Origin of the sequence: Burkholderia sp. SIMBA_062, from assembly GCF_046534765.1 — a bacterium.
Lineage (GTDB): Bacteria > Pseudomonadota > Gammaproteobacteria > Burkholderiales > Burkholderiaceae > Burkholderia > Burkholderia ambifaria.
Genome location: NZ_JAWRYD010000041.1, coordinates 1 through 21,427, shown reverse-complemented (window position 1 = coordinate 21,427; position 21,427 = coordinate 1). Strand labels below are relative to the sequence as shown.

Here is a 21,427-nt window from a genome sequence, read left to right as displayed (position 1 = left end):
GGTTACCGGCCCTGTTGCATAAAGCGGCGATAGATCGCGCTGGCGTAGACGAGCTGCTTGGATGGCGTGACCGCGTTGTAGGCGCCGACCGCCTTCCAGTTCGGTCCGAAGCGGCGGACGTTCGACGCGAGGATCCACGCACCGACGTAGGCACTGACGCAGCCGTTGAAGAGATGCTCACGACGGATGCCGTAGTGCGCCAATGTGGGTAGCCAGGACGTGTTGATCTGCATGAGGCCAATGTCCTCGCTGCCGTTCGTGTTCCTGTTCACGGCGTTCGGGCGCATACCAGACTCGTGCTGCGCGATCACGCGCAGCAGCCGCGGATTGACGCGATGGAAGGCCGCGGCGTCGTCAAGGCAATCTGCACGACTCGGCAGAGCAACGAATGCCAGCACAGCGGCGACGATAGGTACGATGCGCATCACGACGTCGGCCCTCCGCTCGCCTGCAGGGTGGCGTCCGGCACTTCGCGGTAGACCACTTCCTTGCGGCGCTTGACGTGGATCGTGTTGCCGTCAGCCGTCACCGTGAACAGGTCGGAGGTGCCCTCAAACATGAAGTAGCGCCCCTTCTGTTCGCCGATACCCAGATTCCGGGCGTCCGTGACGCCGACCCGGACAACGGACTCAGCGAACTTGAAGTACGTCCGGCCCTCCCGATCGAACACCGCTTCAAGCTTTGCGGCGTTCGGCTCGTCGAAGTCGTAGACGGTCTTCGCATCGCGCGTAACCTCGACGTGGGTCGTCTCGTCCGCAACCACGAACCGCTCCGCACGGTCGATCGTCAGCACATTCTTCGAGTCGTCCCAGCTCGTACGCAGCGGCTTCCCGTCAGGCGTCTTGAACGTAACGGTTTTGGCGGGTTTCGACGTGAAGCGAATCTGCATGTGCGTGTCGTCGCTGTCCCGAATTGCCTGCGCGCCGAACCGTTCAGCCAGGCGCGATACCGCTGGCGCTTCAGCCGTGACCTGCGCAACGACCCGGTTCAAGCCGGCCTCTTCGGCATCGCGGCTCGACGACGCGTAGTTCAACGCAGCCGATTTCGGCGCGTCTCGATGCAGGCGCACGTGGCGCGCAGCGAAATCGACATCCGCGTACAGCCCGGTTTGCGTCATCAAACGGTCGAGCGCCTGCATCCAGTTTTCGCCGTCGCGCGTGCCGAACTGCTCGGGCGTCGTCAGGTCGACATCCTTCTGGGCCGATCCAGTCCAGCCTTGCGGGACGAGCGCCTTGACGAACCCGGCGACCGTCATCGACGCGCGAAGCGCGCGGACCGGTTCGAGAGCGGAACGCGTGCCGATCATCACCAGGCGGTTGGTGAAACCGTCGAAGCCGGCCGGTTGATCGTCTTTCATGCCCGCCAGCGCACCGGTGCCGCCAATGAACGTGTTTGCCTTCTTCCAGCGCGCCGTGGCTGAATGGGCGCCGACCTTGTACGTGATCGATGACGGCGTGCCCTCGACAACCACGTACGGGCCTTCGGTGTGGCCGCCGTCGGCGACGATGACCTGGCCGGCACGCGGCTGAATGTAGGTCTTTTCGCCATCGTTGAAGATGAGCGCCGGCCGTTCGGAAATACCACCGAGGATGTCGTAGTCGAAGTCGAAAGGATCGGTGTTTGCCGCCGACGCGGCCGCGCACACAATTGCCGACGCGGCGCACGCCAGAAACTTGATCGTGTGCTTCACAGGCCTGCCTCGATCATGGAAAGGTGTTGGGCGAACCGTGCGAGGTATGCGCGCTCGGGATTGGGGTTCGCGCTGTGGTAGTACGCGACAGCCTTCGCAACCGAGTCGGTGCGTGCGAAGTTCTCAGTCAGGATCGCCTCGGCGACCGCGACGTTTGTGGAGGGTGCGAGCGCGTCCCACGCCGACGCAAAGCGTTTGCCGTGGTAGCACCAGTTCACCTGCATCAGACCAACGTCGAAATCGCAGCGATCGCGCGCGAGCAACGACTCGATCGCCTTATAGGCTTCCTCGCGCGACGTGAAGAAATAGCCCTGGCCAGCGACGTTGAGCGTCCAGGGCCACGCACGACCGCGGTAGTTCGATTCGTTCAGTGCGATGCCGGCGAGAATCTTCGGATCGACATTGGTGTGCAGCAATTCGAACGGAACGATCGCGCGCGAGCACGCCCATCCGCCCCGGCGCTCGGCAAGCGCCGCCTGCGCACCATCATCCAGCACGGGCGGCTGTAGCCAGCCACGGTCGATGAACAGATCGTCCAGTGCAACGTCGCGGCCATCGATCGATACCGTGATGCCCGCTTCGCGGGAGCTGCGCACGGTCTGGCCGATCAGCGGCGACGCCCATTCAATGAAAGCGTCGAGGCCGCAGTAATAGACGGGCTTGCCCGGCAACATCGCGACACGGCGCGTCGGCCCGTCTTGAATGACGACGCTTACCGGGCTGATTACCTGCGTAATCACGGCCGACTGTGCATAGCCGCTTGCCAGCGCCATCACCCCCGCGAAAGCCATACGCTTGATCATCGCGGCCCCCGGTACGGTTCGAGGACCATGTCGCGATTGATCTTCATCATGAAGTGCCGTTCGCCCGGCTTCGATTTGATGGTCGGCGGGATGTTTTTGTAGCGGTCGAGCACCGACTGCGCCGTTTGCGCGGCAATCTGCCCGCCCGTGCTACCAACTTGGGTGACACCAAGCGGGCCGGTCGTCGTGCTCTGGTCGCTAGTGCTGAAACCGCGCACCAAAACGGCGGTCAGGAATGAGGTCGAGTAGATCTTCCAGAAGTGGTTGTTCACGTCCCCACTGAAGCCGGCCGTGCCGTCGCCGTCCGCGCCTTGTGCGCCATAAAGCGGCACGTGCTTGCCGTTCGGCAGGCGCATTTCCGCACCGGCGACGAGGATCGACTCCTGACCCGGCTGAATGTCCGAGCTGTAGGGTGCAACGATCGTGGTGCCCCAGGGAATCACCAGGCAACGGCCATCGCCGTTGTTCGCGTACACGTCGGTCTCGACCGTCAGCGACGCGGTGCCGGGGCGATCCGAGTTGAGCGCCTCGTTCGAGAGAACGGGAATCTTCGCTGGCGGCGACAGCGTGCAGCCGTGCGACTGCCCGACAAAGCCCGTTCGCGCGAAATCCTTGTCGCCTTCGCTCAGCTGCGCAACGTCATGCATGAACGCGTTGTCGCGTTGCTGCGTCGTCATGGGTCCAGCTGCCTGCCCGCCGCGCGAAACCAATGCAGCCTGCGCCGTCGCTTCCTTCATCGCAGCGTCCTGAGCCGCTGCCTGCTGGAGCAGCATCTGTTGTGGCGAAATGATGCCGTTCGGCAGTTGCGGCTGCTGTGGCTGCCCTTCCTTGACTTTAACGCCCGCGCGGAAGATCGGAGAGACGTAGATACTGTCCTGGTCGTTCGCAGCCTTCAGCTCTGCTGTATTCGCGCTCGGCAAGACGGCGTCGGCGGAGAGTGTCGGCTTCTTCGCGTTCGCTGCTGCAGCCGCACTGGCCGCAGCAGCCGCTTCCGCCGCGCGGCGCCGGGCTTCCGCCTGCTGCTCTTCGATGATCTTGTCGACATCGCCCTTGTTTGCATTGCTCTTGTCTACCGCTTCGGCCGCTCGTTCGCGTTTGGCCTTCAGCGCTTCGGCTTCGGCCTTGTTCGCTTCGAGCGTCTGCGTGTAGAAACCCAGTGCACCGATAGCGAGGGCTGCTATCGAGCCAACGGCAACTATGACGTTGCGCGGCACCTTGCCCTTGAATAAGGCTTTCTCTTCCGGGCTGGTCGGATCGGTCTGTTTTGCCATACCGTCCTCAGAACCCGAACAGACCGCGACGGCCGCGTGTGATCGTCACTTCCTCGCCCGGCCGCGTGAGCTTTACCTCGTCGGCCAGGCGCTGGATGACGATGTACGGCCCGCGGCGGATAAAGTTCGGGCTGACGATGTCGCCACCGTCCTTGATGGTCGGCACGGCAAACGGCGTGCGCGGCGGCATCCGGATCCAGATGAACGTGCCATCGTCGAAAACCGTCTCGGGTTTCAGCGAACTGGTGCCGGAGACGGTGTACTCGAAGTTCAGTTTGTCAGGCGACACGCCAATCGGCCCAGAATCAGTCTGGGAGCCGTGGTCGGCGTCCTGGTCGTCGCCAGTCGCGTTGCCACGTGCGCGTACCTTCGCCATCAGCGAGTTCGGGTAGCTGAACCGCACGTTCTGATAGAACAGGCCGCCCAATGGTGACGAGACAAGCGTTAGCTCGTACTCACGCTTGTTCGTGCTCAGGTGCATCGTATTGACGAGACCCGGCTTGGTCGGCTTCACATAGACGTGATTGGCGCCATCGGTATCGATGATCCACTGCACCGAGTCGCCCATCGCCGGCTCGCTGATCAGGGTCTCGCCTCGCTCCAGCTCGATCGTTGTGCCCTTCAGCGGCGCGGTCATGATCCGGAAGATCTTGTCGCGGCTGTACGAAAACACGGCCATGCGCGCGTCGCCAGGCATCGTGATCGGGTCGGCGCCGGAGTTGTACGGGTTCACCGGGCTCATCGCGTCACCGATGATGCTGCCGACGTCGAAGTTCGGGATCGGGGCAATCGGATTCGCGGCGTTCTTCGCAGCAAACGCATTGGTCGACGCTGCGATCAACGCGAGCGCGCCCCAGTTCAGAAGGGAACGTGTTCGTTTCATGCGCCGGTTTTCTGGAGGGTGAAGAACGGGTAATAGAGGCCGTACGGATTCGTGCCCAACACGTCTTCCGCGGTTGGGGGGATGATCTGATAACGGATCGTCAACGCGAAGCGGATGTCGGCAGGCTTGTCCGCGGGGGATTGCCGCATCGAGGTCGTGAACTCGACGACGGCAGTCGAGTCATCGAGCAGTGAGACGTTCGTGACCTTCGGCTCGCGCACGAGCTTCGGGTTGGTGGTGATCTGGTCGAACGGCTTGTCGTCGCTGATCCATGCAGCGAATTGGTTCTTCGCGTTGCCCACCATCTTGGCCTTGACCGCGTTGATGTTTTTGGCGAGCCGCGAGGTACGAATGTCATCGGTCAGGACGGGCTCGATAGTGAACCAGTGTTCGACGTCCTCTTTGATTGCCGTGCGCTTCGCCTGATCGTCGGGGTTGTAGGCGGCCAGTTGCTTGACCAGCGGGTTACCACCGGCGTCTGATGAGACGCCATACGTTCTTACGACGGACGGCGGCGGCTGGCGTGTGTACACAGCACCACCGGCAATGATCGCGAGGATGAAGCAGAAGGTCTTCCAGTGATTGGCTTCGACGCGCAGACGCGTCCCCTGATCGAAGATGATCTTTTCGGGATCGTCGTTCGAGTAGTGGCCGGGCGCCGGGGAAAGGGCGACCTGCTTCTTGTTACGGGGAAAGAGTCGGGGGAATCGCATCACGGAGTTCCAATTGGGACGGATCAATTGGAACAGCCGAGACCACAACGGCACGTGGGAAAAGACCCGTCATTTCAGGCACCTTTTCGCAATGCCCGGAAACGGTGACCCGCGGCGCCACTGCGCGCAACCGGTTGCGGGGTGTACGGTAAAAAGCCCTATGAAAATCGCGAGCTTTTGGGTCTTGCGTTTACTACGACATCGATAGAATTAGTGCACGGTCGTTGCACGCGTTGCACACCGCACTATAGTGGTGACGAGACGGCGGTCATTCGCAAATCATTGTTTTCGCAGCGTTCTTGACCCTGTCCTCGCTCGAGGGATCCTGGGGCTCCCCTCAACCGGTTGAGGGGCATTTTTCAGAAACAACAACAATTGAAGATCAACGATCGTCCACTGCTATGACCTGTTCCAATTCGTGTAATAGTTCGTCCGCTGAGAAAACAGGCATTCCGAGAGATCGCTCAGCCGCGATCGCGCGACATGAGGATCTTCGCGGGACTGGCTCTCCCCCCGTTGTGCTGGGCAAGTTCTATCGGGAGCAGTTGGATCGGCGGCTTTGGCCGAGTCAATCAACGCTCGCCGCGGACTTCAACGTGTCGAAGGCAACTGTCACACGGTCTATCCAAGCGTCTTTGCTTCCGCCCGAAGTAATCGCCTCTTTCGGCGGGCCCTGTCAAGTCTCGTACCGGACAGCAGAAATCGCTACGAAATTGATCCGGGAAGTTGGTAAGGATCTTGTCACGCGAAGGGCTCTAACCGTCCCCGCCGACGTTACTCCATCGAAAGTGATATCGATACTGTCTACCGGCGTGGTCCAAGCTGAAGACAGTGTCGAACTTCGATTGTCGCTCGGTCCGAACGGCAGGCATCTCAGAATCGATACGCCTCAAATCGACCTCGTGGTTCCCCATCTTCCCCTACTGCAAGACCTGCTGAACGCTCTCCTTCCATCGGTCCTTCCGCGCAGACGCTGACGGCTTTTTTGGCGAACGGGTGACAGATTCCGACCTCGAAGGAGTCGCCACACGATCGGTGACATTATCCGACCTAGTGCTTTCGGCGGACTACCAGAACGAAATCACTCGCCTCCACGCAATGGTGACGGTTTCCGACCCAAGGTCCGTTGAGGGTGACATTTTCCGACCCGCGGCTACAGTCACCAAATGTGACGTTTTCCGACCTGCTGACTTCCCCCGGACAGTGACACGTTCCGACCTTCTGACTCCAAGGCACAAAAGTGACGTTTTCCGACCCGGCGCCCTATTCGAAAAAGGTGACACGATCCGACCTGAGCGCGGACCTGATGGTGACAAATTCCGACCTCGTTGGTGTTTTGAGAAGTGACATATTTCGACCTGATGCTGAAGCTTCCTCCTCTTTCGTGCGCAGGCGTTCGCGGCAACAGTGACGTTTTCCGACCCAGCCCTCGCCCGTTCTATGACTTTTTCCGACCCGCCGCGATGGTTTCTTCTATGATGAACCGCCCGGGGTCATAGGACTGGCGGTTATCGCTTGCAGCACAGGTGACGTTTTCCGACCCAGCGATTCGACCCAGCATTGAAACAGGGGCCTGCTCAATCAAAGGTGAGTGAGTACTTAGTACCTCTCAGCCGGTGAGGTCGGAAAGCGTCACCTTTTGCGCCCGCAAACCCGCCTTTGCGTCGATCCGGTAGTGCATTGGAGGCCCTGCAGGCGCGTTGAGGTCGGAAAATGTCACCTTTCAGCCTTGCGTCGTGTGCTGGAGGGGGGCGTGAGGGTGGGTTTTGTTGTATCGAAGCAACTTTCTAACGATGGGCTTTGTAAGACAGTTTGTAGAACCGTTTGTAAAACCTTTTGTAAACGCTGTGCCCCGCCCTGCACAGGCTTGTCAGTTAAGGCTTTGCGGGGTTTCACAGTCGAGAAACTGTGACGTTTACCGACCTGGAGGTGACGCAATCCGACCCTAAGCAGACACAAAGCGGGCCGGCGGTGACAAATTTCGACCGTTATCCACAACGGTGACTTGCACCATGAGCATGTCACCTTATAATTGTGACACTTCCCGCTGAAGGTCACCTTTGTGAACAAAAAGGCAAAAAACCAACCCGAGCCCGCTCAGGTCGAGATCGTTGAGCTCGAGCCTCTCGAGATCGAGCCCTTGGACGAACCGCCTCTCGATGGTGATGGCCGAGTACGGGGCACTGTTGCCATGAGCCGAGCATTGGTCAATGCCCAACAAGGGCTTACCCTTAACGAGAAGCGAGTCATGATGGCGGCGCTGCGATGCATAGACAGCAAGAAGTCACCGTACTTGCATGGTAAGGGTAACGGCTATGTGAGTGTTCGCGTTCGAGCCGACGAGTTTGCCGCCCTTGCAGCACTTGCTCCGCGGTCCGGCGAGAAGCAGGCAACCGCTGCGTATGAGGGCCTGAAGGAAGGCTGCGCGAGTCTTCAAAAGCGCCAATTGACGTATATGGATGGCCCGAGGAAGGTGGTACTGAATTGGGTGTGGAAGGCGGTTTACCACGAACGAGAAGGATGGGCAGAAGTTTCCTTCTCTCCGGATTTAACGCCTCATATCTTCATGTTGCAACGACGTTTCGTCTCGTATCAACTTGAGTTTGCCCGAGGGCTACAGTCACTTTACTCGTGGCGGCTCCTCGAGCTGTTGATGCGAGAGCGGGATCGGGGTCGGCTCCTGATCACGTTGGAAGATTTCCGGCACGTGCTTGAAATTCCGGCGACGTACCGCTTTGCCGACATCAAGCGTCGGGTGATTGAGACGGCTGTGAACGAGTTGAACGCAAAGGCAGATCTTGTAATTTCCTGGACACCGGTGAAGCTCGGCCGCGCTGTGAATTCTCTCGATTTCCAGTTTATCCAGAATCCGCAAAGCCGCCTGGCGCTGGACGGCGAGTTGCCCTTTGAAGAATCAAGTGCAGCGGCAACTGCCGGAAGCTGAAGCGCGACGGTCCCACAGTAGTTCCGTCGCGCTACATTTCTTGCAGTACGGCACGGGATGAATTGAATGCCACCCTAGATGCGGTGCTTAACTAGCAGACATACCTGCGTAGCGCACATCCCTACTTCAGTTGGTGGCCGTCTTCGGCAAGGAGCTTTTTGAAGGCCGCAACATATGCCTCGGCTTTTTCGGCCGATCCTAGAGCGAGGTCCAGACGGACCTTCCCGTCGCCCCATTCCTTAATCGCACCAATCTCGGCCCCGTCAAGAGTTGACACCTTGTACTGTCGGGAAAGGGACTTACGTGGGGCCCGGCCATTCTCGAGACTTTCGCGTATAGCCTTCACCTTCTGAAACGGCAATTCCTCGTCACGAATGCGCTCGGCAAATGCCAAGGTGCGCTTCTCGTCCGATGCCTTGAAGAACAGGGTGAGCTCGTAGCTAGTTGATAGGCCGAATTGTTTGGGATGCGAACCGATCACGTCCAGGACGGCCTGCGGCAGATCCAGAAGCGCGAGAATTTTGCTGACCTTGGATTTGCCCTCCTCCACCAAGACCGCCAGCTCGTCATTCGACTTTGCATGACCCTGATCGAGAAGCTTCTTGTACCCGAGCGCGACGTCCAAAATGGTTTCCTGCTCGCGCTCGTTGTTTGCGGCTCGTGCAAGGCGGTAGAAATCTATCGGGTCCAGGCCTTCGAGAAGCTTCACATCCAACGTCTCGGAGCGATTCCGGAGCGCACCAAGCTTTCGGAACTGGCCGTCGATCAAGATTGCGCGATCCGGAAAGTCGGGGTGGCGTCCGGCGAGTACAGGGACGAGCTGGCCATCTCGGGCCATGGAGGCTGCGCGCGCGGCGATGAGCTCTTCTTTGTAGATCGTGCGACTGTTGAGCGGGTTATCGTCGATATGGCTTATTGGCATTGTTATGTACCGCGCCTGCACCCGCCCTGCTTGTTCCAGGCTTGCCAAATACGCTTCTGCAGCCGATCTTGTCGGGGCAGCGACATTCTCTTTGGGCTGATCTAAAAGGCTGCTTCGGCCGCTCAATGCTTCATCTACGCGGTCGAACCTCGAAGGTGTCGCCGTCTCTCGCATTGTCTGATCGCGCTTTACTCCGGCATTAAGCGCCGCAGCGAAGTCTTTCTTGCTCATGCTCGCACCTCGAGAACTTCGAGAATTTCGTCGACAAGATCATTCAGTTCTTTGTGGGCAGCCTTGGCCGAGCGGAGTTGAAGGACAGTGGCGCCAGATACCTCTGCTTCCTTGTACGCGGTGCGGAAGCCCAGCTTTGTTTTCAGCATGGGAAGCTCATCGTCTCCAGCTGCGGCTTCAAAGATCTGCTTCACGATCGTGACGTTCTGGTTCATGTTCGCGAATGAACGAAGCTTGAGATCCGGGTTGCGGATCTGGGCCTCCATACCGAGTTTTTTTGCCTCTTGAACCGCCCAGAGATTGCCGCCCGACGCTGCGATGGGAATCAGTCCCAGATCGGAAATAAGGAGGGCAACAGAGGGCGCAGCCGATTTAATGGCGGGCGGGCAGTCAATGACAATGAAATCATAGTCGTTCACGTATTTTGCAATCTCCCGATCCGGCCGAGGACTTAGCGCCAGATTCGAAATTGCCGCTGGGTACGGTCGCTCATCTGGGGCTGCGCCGACTGAGAGTGTCGCGGTGCCCTGCTCGTCCAAGTCAACGAGCATGGTCCGGTACCCTCGCATACCGAAGGCGCCTGCGATATTCGTCGAGGTCGTTGTTTTCCCCGACCCTCCTTTCTGGTTGAAGACGGCAATAATTTTCGCTGCCATGCGTTCTCCTTATGCACTTGATGCTCGGAGCCGGAGCAGTTTCTACGTAGAAACTGCGCGCCAAGCTGCTGCCAGGGGATATTAGGATGCCACCCGAAAAACATCAACAAAAACCCCACGTTTTTGAGAAATTCACTGGAGCATGGGGCGACAATTCCACCGGAAGGTGTAGTGTGGCGTGCATTCCCGGAGTGGTTTCTACGTAGAAACTGGGGGGCATGGGCAGCGACCACTTTTGACGGCCTAACGGTGCAGCGGAGGGAGCGTGGATCGAACGCAAACGCACATTGCCAGTCTGTGGTGCGACCCCTGAATCGCGCGTAGTTTTTCGCCTTCCGGGCTAGCGCCCCGGCGGGCAGTTTCTACGTAGAAACTGCGGTCGCGTACTGGGGCTCAGAGGCAACTTTTTGCTGTCGGTGCCCCCCGCTAGCCGCATCAGAGAGCCGTTTTTCGAATGCTCATGAAACGTTCGGTATCTATGTTCAAACTAAGTTGACCGAGCAATTGCAGACGTCCAATCAATCTTCAACACTCGCATGCTGAGCGCGAGGCCGCATAATCGCAGATCAAGTTTCTACGTTGAAACTGCGGTCGATTTCGTCGGCGATGTCCGCGGGAGTTCTTATCTTATGCTCGGGAGCGGTCAGTTTCTACGTGGAAACTGAACAGGCCAAACAGTTACAGACACCACTTCAACCGACAAAGCTCGCATGCTGAGCATGACACTGAATGCTGGGCGATGCAGTTTCTACGTTGAAACTGCGACCTGCTCGCGCGAGGGAGGCAATCACGCATCGCCTCGCCAGCGGAAAGGATTGTGAGCATCGAGTGATACCTTGTCGTATTTTGCGGATTGCGGGCATCCAAAGCCGCGACTTTTTTGCCTTATATACTGAATTTCCGCTACGCATCCGCAGATGGCCGCAGTGCACTCTCGGTCGCAATGTCCCAGATCATCTAGGAGATCGTTGTCCTGTAAGGAGGGAAGTCGTAGATCATCTGGTAGTTCGATAACTTCCACGGAGCCAACTCCGACTTAATCTCGGAGAAGTTGAAGGTAGGTCGTCATCGCTATTGTTGATGGTGTTTCGTCGGACACCTTCAGACTGGTGGTCACACCCGCAATGTTGGCGTCGCAGATACTTCTGATTTTGGGCGATTCGCCATCCACCGACTTTGATGGGCCCGAGGCGCCCTAAGCTGCAACTAAACTAAGAAAGGTCTCGGCCTCTCGGTATTGGCGGCCAAGCTCGGCCGTCGCGTAGATCGATGTGGTGTCGAGCGAATCGTGACCGGCAAAATTCCGCGCGCTCTCGAGACTCATCCCGTTCGCCAGCGCATGCGACACGAAGGTGTGGCGCAGCCAGTGCGGGCTGGCGGCGCTGAAGGCTCGTGCGTGCGGCGAGTCCTCACGCAGCGCAGCGGCGGTCGCTGTCGCGAAAAACTGTTTGATCGCCTTGTAGAGCTGTACCGGATGGATCGGCCCGGTTCGCCGCGCGCGCGTCGCGAGCTCAGGCGCCGGGTCCGTTCTACTCGCCTTCGCCGCGCGCCGGATCCGGCCGATCTCGGCATTCGACAGCAGCGCCGGTATCAACGGAGTGGCGGCAGGGCAGGCGAGGGGATCACGCGGCAGGCCACGCGATTCCAGATAGTCGCCCATCAAGTCCAGTACCGCTGGCACCAGCGGCACGAAGCGCTCCTTCGCGCGCTTGCCGACCACGCGCAGTAACCGGATTGTCCCCAGCTCGGGACCGGCGTAGCGCTCCTGCACGTCGTCCGTGAAGGCTCCGCAAAGTTCGGCGCGCCGCAGCCCGGTGCTGTACGCAAAGCTCAGCACGAAACGCATGCGTGTCGCGGCGGCCGTATCCGGCATCGCGTCGAGCACGCGCATCGCGAAGCGCCAGGCGTCGGAGGTCAAGCCGCGTTCGATCTGCAGGCGCGACTTCGCGGCCACGCGCCGCTCGTTGCCGGCAGCGTCGTGGGTGGATCCGGTGAACACGCGGACCTTGCCGAACGCGTTGTGATCCAGGTACTGGGCGTCGACCAGCTCGCCGAAGAACTTCTTCAGCGCGGACAACGCGTCCTGTCGGCTCTTGACCGACAGCGGCCCGCGGAACGGCCGCCAGCCCAGATCGCCGCGATGCGCGGTGCCCGTCATGACCCAGTGGCTGGCGGGCTGGGGATCGGGCAGGAAGCTGTTGATGTACTCGCGCGCATCGTCGGTGTCGAGGCTCGACAGCGCCTTGCGCTTCACGAAGATCGACCAGAGCAGCAGTCGCTCGGCTTCGGTGCGATAGCGCTGGCGCGTATGCGGGTTCTCGTAGTCGGCGAGCCAGAATTCGATCGCCTCGCGGTCGTTGTTGGCGCGGCTGTTGTTCTTGACCAGATTGCGGTGTGCGCCGTGCGAGCCGTCCAGCTCGGGCGGCAGCAAGAAACGCTCGAGCGGCGCGATCGCGGTGACCAAACCGGTGGTAGCCAACGGCGGGCCGGGCAGCGTGCGCTCGGACGGATGGGTTTGCACGCCGGCGGCCAGCTGCAGGCCCGCGACGTCCCCGTAGTGGGCGAGCCACGCGGTAATCCGGCGAGCGCCAATCTCGCCCAGACGCGGCACGCTGCGATACCAGCGGTAGCCGACTGCGTTGATCGTCTCGACCAGCTTGCCGATCGTGGTGAGCCCGACGTCGGCCAGGCGCAGCGCGACGGCGGTATCAAACCAGCCGAGCACGTGGTGTTCGGGGCGCGGATCCTCGACCACCAGGCGCGCGAGCGCGTCGAGCGCCGCCATCTGCCGGGCGCGCAGCCGGGCATTGCGCTGCTGCCGGCGCAGGGCCGCGCCGGTATCGGCGTCGGCACCGGCATGCCGCGCGGCGAACAGGTCGAGCAGCTCCTTCTCGGTATAGAAGCCGTCCGGATCGTGCTCGGCGGCGAAATCCTCCAGCGATGGCGCGGCGTGCGCGGGGGCGTCGGCCGCCGGCGTCGCCGCGAGCGCGGCCGGTCGAATCGCGAGCAGCCGGGCGGTCGCGAAGTCCTGACGCTTCCTCGCCGCGGCGACGAACGACGTCACGAGCCAGCTACGCGTGGCCGCGGCCTTGCGGGCGTCGCGGCCGAACTCGAGATACTGGTCGGCCAGCTCGGCGAGATCCAGTCCTTCCAGGTAGCCACGGAAGAAGGCGAGGTGCTGCAGGCCGATCCGGCGCTGGGCGGCCGCGTCGCGGCGTGCCTGCCGCGAGCGCGACTTGCGGCGGGCGGCAGGCGTGGGCGCGCGACGCGGCGCGGCCGGCAGCTCGCGAAACTCGACATCGAGCACATCAGGTTCGTCGATCGGCATGGGTGTGGTTAGGTGCTACGGAAACCGTGTTGTTCGATACAGTGCCGCGCGCCGGCCGCGTGCAGCGACGGCGTACGAGCGCGGCGAGGGTGGCGTGACGGCGCCGCGCCGATCGTCACTGACCGGCCGCTGTGCCTTGCTGAACAAGGAGGTGGCACAGCGACGCCCCGAAGCGGGGCGTTTTGGCCAATAAAATGAAGGGTAACATAGTAAGGGCTATGTTACCCTTCATTTCGGGACATCTACCCCAAACGCTCGGATTGGATGACGCTTACCGCTTACACAACTAAATTTGTTACTAGTTTTCAACTAATTTTGTTACCACCGGTCATCGGGCACTGATAACCTGTTGTTCAACCGCCTCGTCCACAAAAATGCGGACAGGTTCTGACGGTACAGGAACCTCTACGCATCACGGTTCAGCACGTACCACCTGCGCCTGCGCGAGGCGATAGCAACGTGCCGCCTCGGCTAGCTTGCTCGCGTCATCCCAGAATCCTCGCGCGCCCCGCACACATGCCACGAAGAACCGATAGTCCGCCGCCGATCGTGCGGCGAGCGGCTCGGGCACAACAAGCGGTACCGATGCCGCGGGCGGCAACGCAACTTGGCAGCTCCGGAGATAGTCCGTCGCACAACGTCGGAGCGTCATGATCGCTGCGGTGGGCGTGGCGGCCAGCACCTGCAACCGGGCACCGTCCACGCGCGCGACAAAGCGGCCGTCGGCGGACCGATAGAGCCAGCACGAAGGGCGTCCAGCAGGCAACCCCAATAGTCTGCGCCGCCGCAGGTCGCCATCGGCTGGATCGATCGCGTCGATCACGTGCCATCCAACGTCGTCGGACCAGGTCAGGCACGCGCCCCGACTGGCCGCCCACATCATGTCTCGACGCGCCTGTCGGCGGACCGTATCGGTCGCCTGGCGGGTCGCCTTGTCGACATGGTTGGCTGCTGCCCAGTTCGCCTGACTTGAGGAGACGAAGGCAAGCCCGGCGGGCGTCACGCGTGCAAGCCACGCGCTGTCGCGCCAGGACGTGGTGGGCGTGGTGGCCGACCAGTCGGCCACACCGGATCGCGCAGCGGCCGTCGCGCGCGCCTGCGCGTCGCGCCAAGCGGCACCGAGGCTCACGCGTGCGGCATGGCAAGCGAGCCAGTGTCGGGCCTCGGCCTCGACATCCGCCGCGCCTCGGACCAGGCAATCGGCTGCCACCGGCTCGACGAAATTCGCTCTAACCCCCTCCGGCGGCGGCCGATCGGGCCAGCGCCGCCGTTCGATGCTGGACTCGGCCGCACGCCCCCAGAGCAACTCGACAAAGGCTTGATGCGCGTGATGGCTACCGGCCACTTGCTCTGCAATCACCAGCGAGTCGCAGGCGTCGATGAAACCAGCCACCCAACGCGCGCTGCCGGGTGCCAGATGTCGTCGGACGTGGCGGGCGAGCGCCCGGTAAACCGTGATGGCGGGCGTCGTCGGCCAATACGACGTCCGCTCATAGTTTCGTGCGACGGTTTCCTGCGACACGGGACGACGCAACGGTACTGCGGGAACCCGGGTTCCGTACGCTACCGCCGCGGCACGGATCGAGGGAATCGTCCGGAAACACGCGGGAAACGGCACGCCGAGCGTGTTTGCAGCGGCGGCCAGCCATGCGATGCTGTCGGTCGTTGGTTGACGCAAGGCCTCCTCCAGTCGAGCGGGGCGGATCAGGCTCGACATCGCTTCCAGCCAAGCGGCAACTGGATCGAGACAGCGGGTCGCGGCCGGGGTGAGCACGGGCTGACGGCAAGTGTCGCGGGTAAAAAAGTGCAGTCGACCGCATCGGCAACTGCCTGCCGTCCCGTAGTCGGTCAGCGAGCGCAACCTCGCAGGAAATGGCGCTCCGCAGTGGCAGCGATCGACGAGTGGTACACCGTGAATCGGGCACGTATCGAGCAGCGCGACGGAAAACAGCGCGGCATGGTAGCCAGCCGCCAGACAGGCCAGGCACAGTCGCGGCCGCGGCACAACGAGCGCGCAATCCAGCCAAGGTGGGAGCGCACCGAGGGACGACCACCGAAAGGCAGTCGGCGACTCGCCAAGTGCGAGCGCGAATGCAGTCTCGTCAACATGACCGCGATTCTCGATCAACTCTACGTTAGCGGGCGGGCGAGCCAGGCACGACGGCAAGTCACGCGGATGCAGCGCATTGAGTGCACAGGCGCGTAGCACCGTGTGCCAGAGCGACGCGTACGGCAGCACACTGCCCGCGTGCCATGTCAAGCGGACCTCAGGCATGGCCGGATTCTCGGCGACCTGCGCCGCGCAGTGCCGCGGTCGCCGACACCAGCGCCATCAGCGTGCGGTGACCGCCATTCTCGACGGCGGCTTGCCAGGCCGTGGCCGATGTCTCTGAGTCAACGTCCGCGCCGCTGGCGACGCGCAGCAACACGTGCCGGCACGCGTGCGCGACGGTTTTCATCGGGAAATCGACCGGTCCCGCGTACCGCGGCGGCAAGGCGTCCTGCATCGCCAGCATCAGCGCCTCGGCCTGATCTGCCATCCGGAACCCGCCGGCCCACGGACGTGGCGCCAGGCCTGCTGTGAACGAGCAACCGGAACCGGCCGGCCATTCACTACCCTCGTCGTAGCCGCGCATTACATAGGCGAGTTCGTCTACCGTGCGCACGCCGTGAAACGGGGCGGACGCCAGCATGAAGCGCGCGGCAACATGAGCACCCCCAGCCAGTGCCATGCCAAGGGGTTCGTCGAAGAACTGCAGCGACGCGATCGAGAATACGCACAAGCGAATGCGCTGCTTTTCGAGCAGGCTATGCAGTTCGACGAGCCACAGCCATTCGCGCTGGCTCATGCCTTGCGCTTCGTCGATCACGAGCACGAGAAAGCGGCCACCGCCTTGCGCGGCGAGCTCGATCCAGCGCTCGACAAGCATGGTCTGGCGCTCGAGCGGGCTGCGCCGCGCCTGCGCCAGCCGGTGCCCGCTGGCCTCGAGCAGGTGCGCGTAAAAGCGTCCCACGGCCGTTGCGCTGCCTGAGTCCGTATGGCTCCAGACGACGAGCGGCACATAACCGCCGTAGCGCTCGGACAGCAGCCGCTGCAGCCAGTGGTCGACGGCGCTCGACTTGCCGAAGCGCGACGGCCCGAAAATAGTCGCGCCGTCGATCTGGTCGTCCAGCCAGGTGCCGATACGCTCGACCATGTCGTGAATCGCGACCGTGAACAACGAATAGTCGCGCGTGACGACCGGGTGATCGCGTGGCACATGGGCGGCTACGAGCGGTTCCGCAGGCCCGGGAAACGTCACCATTGCTGCGCTCTCCGCATCGGTGGCAACGGCGCGGGAGGACGCGGCTCCTGCGCCACGGGTGCCGTGGCGACGGCAGCCTCCTCGGGGCGTTTGGCGAGGCTCACCATCGATTGCCCGGCGAGCCGCTCCGCGTGCTGCTGCAGGATGCGCCGCGCCTCAAGATAGGCGGGGTGGACCGGCAGTTTGCCCGCAGGCGCCGCTTCCGCGTACCGGATCAACGCCTCGACTGCGTCGCCGTGGTTCGCCAGATGCAGCAGCCGGCGTTTTTCGAGCGCGCGAATTGCCTCGCGCACGTACAGCGAATGCGGCGTGCGGTGCCATGGGGGTGCAGCGCGTACCACGCCCACGAACTGCCCACGCTGGGTCGACACGGCGGCATAGCGCGCATCGTCCTCATTGTCGAGTTGCAACCAGAAAGCCTGGCCTAGCAGATCGGTACGCAGGCACAGCCACTCGGCCGAGTAGCGGGCGTTGGCGAAGTTGAAATGCGGGCGGCGGCCGGTCTTGACGCCGCCGAGCAGCGTACAGAGCTTGCGCACGCCGACTATGCGGCGGACCGCCTCCGGATCAGCCTGGCGGGGCGTCCACGCGCGCTCGGCCATCAATCGTTCGAGCTGCTCGAGCGGGCTGCGGTATCCCAGTCCCGAATGCGGCGTGGCGTTGTAGTTGGCGATCAGCGTGTCGAGCAGTTCCTGCGCATACTCGAGCTGGAACTGCGTGGCGAGCGCGGCCGCGTCGGGATCGGCGCCGCGTTTGTCGGCAGGCAAACTGCCGGTCGTGGTTGCGAGCCGGTGAAAGCCGCCGGCGGCCAGATGCCCGAAGAAAGATTCCACGAACGGACGGTCGTCCTTGCTGCGTCGGCGGCTGTAGCTCGCCGGATCTTGCGGCTTGACGAGCGTCGCGCCCACCACGTCGCGCAGCACGCCCTCGACGCGCGCGCAGATGTTGGCCAGCGCGCCGTCGACGCTGAATTCGTTCCAGCACGCGCCGGCCAGCGGAGGAAGACGATACGACGGCAAGCCAGCACCCGGCACATAGGCGTCGTCGCTGAACTGCAGGTCGCGCGGCATCCACGGTACGAGCGCGCAACGCACGGCGCGCAGCACGTCCTCGGCTGCGCACTCGCGCCGCAGACTCAGGTGGTAGCCTAGCACCGCGCGCGAGGCGACCTCGATTAACACCACAACCCACAGGCGGTGGATCAGGCGCGGCTCGGTGCCGCCATGCGGTGACGGCACCAGTACTGTCATACGGGCGTCGAGCTTGTGCGCATCACACTCGACGCGTTCGAACGGCGCCACCGGTGGCCGGCGCGTACCGTCGCCGGCGCGCGCCTTGCGCACCGCCTCGGCTCCGCCGTCCAATTGGCGCGCCCGAGAGGGATGCTCGGCCAGTACGCGGTCAATGTAGCGGGCGAGCGTGACGTAGCCGCGTTTCTCGACATTGAACGGCCACTCGCCGCGACGCTCGAAACCGCGTGCACGCAGCTCGGCCAGAAACCAGCGGAACACCGCCATGCGCGGCCGACGCGAGGCTTCTAGGTCACTACGTTTGCCGAGTATCCGCTCACGCAGGCGCTCTTCGAGGCCCCGCCCCGCAGGCGACTCGAACACCCACTGCAGGGCTCCCACGGCTCCGCCGCTCCAGGCGTTGAGCTTGAGCGGTGCAGTTCGTTCGTAGGATTTGACGCGGGTATATGGCAGGAGGCCTCGCCAGCCGTTGACGCGGCCATCCGGGTGCGTTTTGAGGCAGCGCTCGGTCAGCAGCCGGTACGTCTGGACGCGGCCCAGGCTGCAGGCCGCTTGGATTTGGCGGTCGGTCGCGCCGTTTAGGTACAGGCGGATCGCGCGCTCGCGTCGCCGATAGAGCGCGCGTCGCTCGGCGGAAAGCGCGAGCTCGTCGATCGACGGCCAAGCGGCAAGATCGACGTCGTTCAATCCCGTGCCGTCGTTCAAGGAACCGCCTGCCCGTAAGCGTGAGCGTCGTGCCATCGGTCGCCTCCGCCAGCGCGTCGACCATTACGACACAAGATTAGTTGAAATCGCGCAGTACGTGACAAATTTAGTTGACGTCGCGGACGCGATAGTTACAGATTTAGTTGAAATCGCATCCGGCCGCTTCTCCTTGTAGATCAAGGGATTGCCGGAAATGCTGCGCCGCACAGGATTGGTTACAGATTTAGTTGTGCAAGCGCTTACACAACTAAAGTTGTGGCTATGTTTCAACTAATGTTGTGTCGATCGGCCACCTGCGCGATCTGCGGACGGCGTAGCGTCGGCGGCCGGACCGCTTCACCTTCCCGCAGAGCCGCTTCAGACGGCCTTTCGAGCAGAGTTTCGCGGTCGAGCCGAGCCAGCGTGAAGAAGCCTTATCCAGCTGGCATGGGCCAGTTTGTGCGGTCGATCCACGATTGCGACACAACTTTGGTTGAAATCGCCCATCGAGTTACAACTTTAGTTGCGCGGGCGCTGGCCTCATAGCACGCCGTGGCGGTGCTACTGAAGACGGGGGGACGTCGCGAAGGTAATCCTCCCGTCCAGTAGGCGGGAGGATTACCGGATGACCTCGCAGACGTGCAGCAGTTCGCCACGGAATGGATGTGGCAATACAATCACGAGCGCCCGAACATGGGTCTTGGCGGCATGACGCCGAAACAGCGGCTCATGGCGGTAGCATAGTCTCTACTTCTGACTCGCGTTAAAAGCGGGGGGATTACCGCCGCGCCGACGAGCAGGTTTTCCTCGACGGTGAGCCGCGGGAAGATGTCCCGGCCCTGCGGCACGTACCCGACCGGCGCGGTGGTGGAAGTGAAAAGCGCTGCAGATATGCGCGCGGCCGACCGCAACATCGCTGCTCTGGCCGTCGATGGCGTGTACCGCACCGATCATCACTTGGCCATCGCCCAAGGCCAAGCTATGCCCGACCGCGACCCGCGCGAAGTGGTGACGGTGTCGTACCAGCGGCGAAGGGCTCCGAGTTCCTCCGGGATCGCCAAGTCGATCGCCTTGGCGGCGAAGTCTACCGTGACGAGCAGCGTGATGTCCGCCATCGAGAAGTTTTCACCAGCGGCGAAGGGAAATTCGGTCAGCCGCGCGTTCATGTCCGTTAGCATTCGCGATTATCGTTCGTTGGCGATGGCCGAATGAACAGATTGGCGGGGAGCGGTACCGGGTTGGCGTCCAGACTGCTGCCGATGAGCAGGTAGCTGCAATCATCCGTTGGGTGTCCCTTATCGTCTGTTTCTCGGTAGTGGTAGCCGTCCGTCGCCAACACCCACACACCAGAAGCGTGCGCATCCAACACTTGGATCTCGGGCGCCCGGAATCGCTTGGCATTCAGCGTGCGTGTGACGGTGTGTCGCGCCGACGCCTCGGCATTCATGCCGAGATCTTCCAGCGCATTGATCGCGGTGTGGGGGCGGGTGAGCCATTCGATGTCCCCATCTTGTGATCGGATGCCGAGGGTGCAATCCCCGCAGTAAAAGACATAGGCTGCCCGTGCATCGCGGGGAAGCAGGAAGGCGATATACGACGCTTTCTCGACAAAGAACCGTTCGGTACGAAGATGTTGTTGAGCTTCTTCCAGCGTCGCGAGGACGGCTTCGATCGACGGTAGATCAGGGCTCATGCGATCGAGCACCTGGGCGATCCAGCATGCATTGAACTGGACGCCACGTTCACCGCGCGGGGCGGCATCCATGACGATAGAGAACGTATAGGTTTTGGATTCAAAGATGCCGCAAGCATCCCGATTGTCGGCGCACGTCGTTCCTTGCGTGCTATACCACTGCCAGGTAGCCGGAATTCGGTCGTTCATGTGAGCTTCGCATAGGAGACGATGACCTCGACGCGCTGCCTAATCACTTCTTCCCGTGCGGCGTCCCCATTGCTTGCCGCCTCGATTGCATATTCGAAGTCCCGGTGTTCCAGGAGGGCCGCGAGTTGCGTGCTGATGTACGTACGCATGTCGGCGTCCGCGGCCAATATCTCTTCGGCAATTTCGGGGCGTCCATCGAGCAACGTCAGTATATCTTCAACATCGTGGCTTTCCAGTGGGTCGCCGTTGCCGCGCGAGAGGTAGGCCACAAGTTTGGTGGCGACGAAGTGTGCGGGGCGCACAATCCTGACCGTGACGCCTTCGCCGACATCGTGGTGTTCCGCGCTGGCGAGCGCGTCCCGGTACCAGGCGTTCCCAAAGTTCAGGATGGCTTCATCATCGGGCATGAAGTCGACACGCATGCCGGCCAGGAACATCGCGCAGATCGGTGCTTCGTCATCTGGTTGCTCGCGAAAGCCCTTCTGGCGGAGTTGCTCTTTCAAGTTCTCCCAGTGGGGATAGCTCATGACATGCACGATGAGGTCAACGTCATCGGTGTGCCTGACTTGTTGCTTCGTATAGAGAGAGGTGGCCTCGCTCGTTCGGACAGATTTCTGAGATTTTTAAGTGGAACGTCCGGGGCGATCATGCTGCCAATTTGATCGCAGGCAGCGTCGCGAAGTATGCCTCATCCGGCGTCTGATCCGCCAGGCTCGAATGAGGTCGTTTCCGGTTGTACAGCTCGATGTATTGGCCGATGGAGCGCCTGGCATGGCTGACCGACTCGTAGAACCTGTCCGCATTTTTGTGGGCGAGGCGGTTGAACAACAGGTTATCCACGCGCCTGCGTGAATCGCTCGCCGAA

17 protein-coding genes and 3 pseudogenes are annotated in these 21,427 nt (G+C 61.9%); 3 read left to right on the top strand and 17 right to left on the bottom strand.

Annotated features, from left to right (window positions below; all coding sequences use genetic code 11):
- Nucleotides 1–2: 2 nt before the first annotated feature.
- The 6 genes from SB786_RS31000 to SB786_RS30975 are packed head-to-tail and all read right to left on the bottom strand — an operon-like array spanning nt 3 to nt 5,360.
- Nucleotides 3–425 carry a lytic transglycosylase domain-containing protein gene (locus tag SB786_RS31000; protein WP_410730823.1) on the bottom strand — a complete coding sequence of 141 codons (423 nt, stop codon included), beginning with the start codon at nt 423–425 and terminating at the stop codon, nt 3–5.
- A complete protein-coding gene (locus SB786_RS30995) occupies nt 425–1,690 on the bottom strand; it encodes a TrbG/VirB9 family P-type conjugative transfer protein (RefSeq protein WP_410730789.1) in 1,266 nt (421 codons plus the stop codon). The genes SB786_RS31000 and SB786_RS30995 overlap by 1 nt, the downstream gene beginning before the upstream one ends.
- Nucleotides 1,687–2,493, bottom strand: a complete 807-nt coding sequence (locus SB786_RS30990; RefSeq protein WP_410730788.1) for a transglycosylase SLT domain-containing protein — start codon at nt 2,491–2,493, stop codon at nt 1,687–1,689. Before SB786_RS30990 ends, SB786_RS30995 begins: the two co-directional genes overlap by 4 nt.
- Nucleotides 2,490–3,764, bottom strand: coding sequence for a TrbI/VirB10 family protein (locus SB786_RS30985; protein ID WP_176091351.1), 1,275 nt, complete (start codon nt 3,762–3,764; stop codon nt 2,490–2,492). Before SB786_RS30985 ends, SB786_RS30990 begins: the two co-directional genes overlap by 4 nt.
- Before the next feature lie 7 nt (nt 3,765–3,771).
- Nucleotides 3,772–4,647: a TrbG/VirB9 family P-type conjugative transfer protein gene (locus SB786_RS30980; RefSeq protein ID WP_410730787.1), complete on the bottom strand. Its 876-nt coding sequence runs from the start codon at nt 4,645–4,647 to the stop codon at nt 3,772–3,774.
- Complete coding sequence (locus SB786_RS30975; RefSeq protein WP_410730786.1) at nt 4,644–5,360, bottom strand: type IV secretion system protein; 717 nt, start codon at nt 5,358–5,360, stop codon at nt 4,644–4,646. Before SB786_RS30975 ends, SB786_RS30980 begins: the two co-directional genes overlap by 4 nt.
- 2,062 nt (nt 5,361–7,422) lie before the next feature.
- Here SB786_RS30975 and SB786_RS30970 point away from each other — a divergent pair.
- The gene (locus SB786_RS30970) at nt 7,423–8,304 is read left to right on the top strand and encodes a replication initiation protein (RefSeq protein ID WP_410730785.1); all 882 of its coding nucleotides are present in this window, start codon (nt 7,423–7,425) and stop codon (nt 8,302–8,304) included.
- A 121-nt stretch (nt 8,305–8,425) separates the two neighbouring features.
- Here SB786_RS30970 and SB786_RS30965 read toward each other — a convergent pair whose 3' ends face one another.
- The 6 genes from SB786_RS30965 to SB786_RS30940 all read right to left on the bottom strand — a co-directional run bounded on the left by SB786_RS30965 (nt 8,426) and on the right by SB786_RS30940 (nt 18,701).
- Nucleotides 8,426–9,457, bottom strand: a complete 1,032-nt coding sequence (locus SB786_RS30965) for a ParB/RepB/Spo0J family partition protein (RefSeq protein ID WP_410730784.1) — start codon at nt 9,455–9,457, stop codon at nt 8,426–8,428.
- Nucleotides 9,454–10,113 (bottom strand): AAA family ATPase, encoded by a 660-nt coding sequence (locus tag SB786_RS30960; RefSeq protein ID WP_410730783.1) that lies wholly within the window; start codon nt 10,111–10,113, stop codon nt 9,454–9,456. Before SB786_RS30960 ends, SB786_RS30965 begins: the two co-directional genes overlap by 4 nt.
- A 1,195-nt stretch (nt 10,114–11,308) precedes the next feature.
- Nucleotides 11,309–13,441 carry a phage integrase family protein gene (locus SB786_RS30955; protein ID WP_410730782.1) on the bottom strand — a complete coding sequence of 711 codons (2,133 nt, stop codon included), beginning with the start codon at nt 13,439–13,441 and terminating at the stop codon, nt 11,309–11,311.
- Nucleotides 13,442–13,853: 412 nt separating this feature from the next.
- A complete protein-coding gene (locus SB786_RS30950) occupies nt 13,854–15,716 on the bottom strand; it encodes a hypothetical protein (protein WP_410730781.1) in 1,863 nt (620 codons plus the stop codon).
- On the bottom strand, nt 15,709–16,662 hold the full coding sequence (locus SB786_RS30945; RefSeq protein ID WP_410730780.1) for an ATP-binding protein: 954 nt from the start codon (nt 16,660–16,662) through the stop codon (nt 15,709–15,711). Before SB786_RS30945 ends, SB786_RS30950 begins: the two co-directional genes overlap by 8 nt.
- 77 nt (nt 16,663–16,739) lie before the next feature.
- The gene (locus tag SB786_RS30940; RefSeq protein ID WP_410730779.1) at nt 16,740–18,701 is read right to left on the bottom strand and encodes a hypothetical protein; all 1,962 of its coding nucleotides are present in this window, start codon (nt 18,699–18,701) and stop codon (nt 16,740–16,742) included.
- Nucleotides 18,702–19,319: 618 nt separating this feature from the next.
- Here SB786_RS30940 and SB786_RS30935 point away from each other — a divergent pair.
- Complete coding sequence (locus SB786_RS30935; RefSeq protein ID WP_410730778.1) at nt 19,320–19,424, top strand: hypothetical protein; 105 nt, start codon at nt 19,320–19,322, stop codon at nt 19,422–19,424.
- A gap of 38 nt (nt 19,425–19,462) precedes the next feature.
- Here the strand turns inward: SB786_RS30935 and SB786_RS30930 are convergent.
- Nucleotides 19,463–19,594, bottom strand: a pseudogene (locus tag SB786_RS30930) (ABC transporter ATP-binding protein); the annotation flags it as partial.
- On the opposite strand from SB786_RS30930, the pseudogene SB786_RS30925 reads away from it, so the two are divergent.
- Nucleotides 19,530–19,751: pseudogene (locus SB786_RS30925) on the top strand (DUF3363 domain-containing protein); the annotation flags it as partial. The pseudogenes SB786_RS30930 and SB786_RS30925 overlap by 65 nt on opposite strands.
- Here the strand turns inward: SB786_RS30925 and SB786_RS30920 are convergent.
- The 4 genes and pseudogenes from SB786_RS30920 to SB786_RS30905 form a co-directional block, all read right to left on the bottom strand.
- Nucleotides 19,745–19,846: pseudogene (locus SB786_RS30920) on the bottom strand (glutathione S-transferase); the annotation flags it as partial. The pseudogenes SB786_RS30925 and SB786_RS30920 overlap by 7 nt on opposite strands.
- Before the next feature lie 5 nt (nt 19,847–19,851).
- Nucleotides 19,852–20,562 (bottom strand): hypothetical protein, encoded by a 711-nt coding sequence (locus tag SB786_RS30915; protein ID WP_410730777.1) that lies wholly within the window; start codon nt 20,560–20,562, stop codon nt 19,852–19,854.
- Nucleotides 20,559–21,089 (bottom strand): hypothetical protein, encoded by a 531-nt coding sequence (locus SB786_RS30910; RefSeq protein ID WP_410730776.1) that lies wholly within the window; start codon nt 21,087–21,089, stop codon nt 20,559–20,561. The genes SB786_RS30915 and SB786_RS30910 overlap by 4 nt, the downstream gene beginning before the upstream one ends.
- 118 nt (nt 21,090–21,207) lie before the next feature.
- Nucleotides 21,208–21,427, bottom strand: a 220-nt coding sequence (locus SB786_RS30905) for an integrase core domain-containing protein (protein ID WP_410730775.1), incomplete at its 5' end; no start/stop codon positions are given.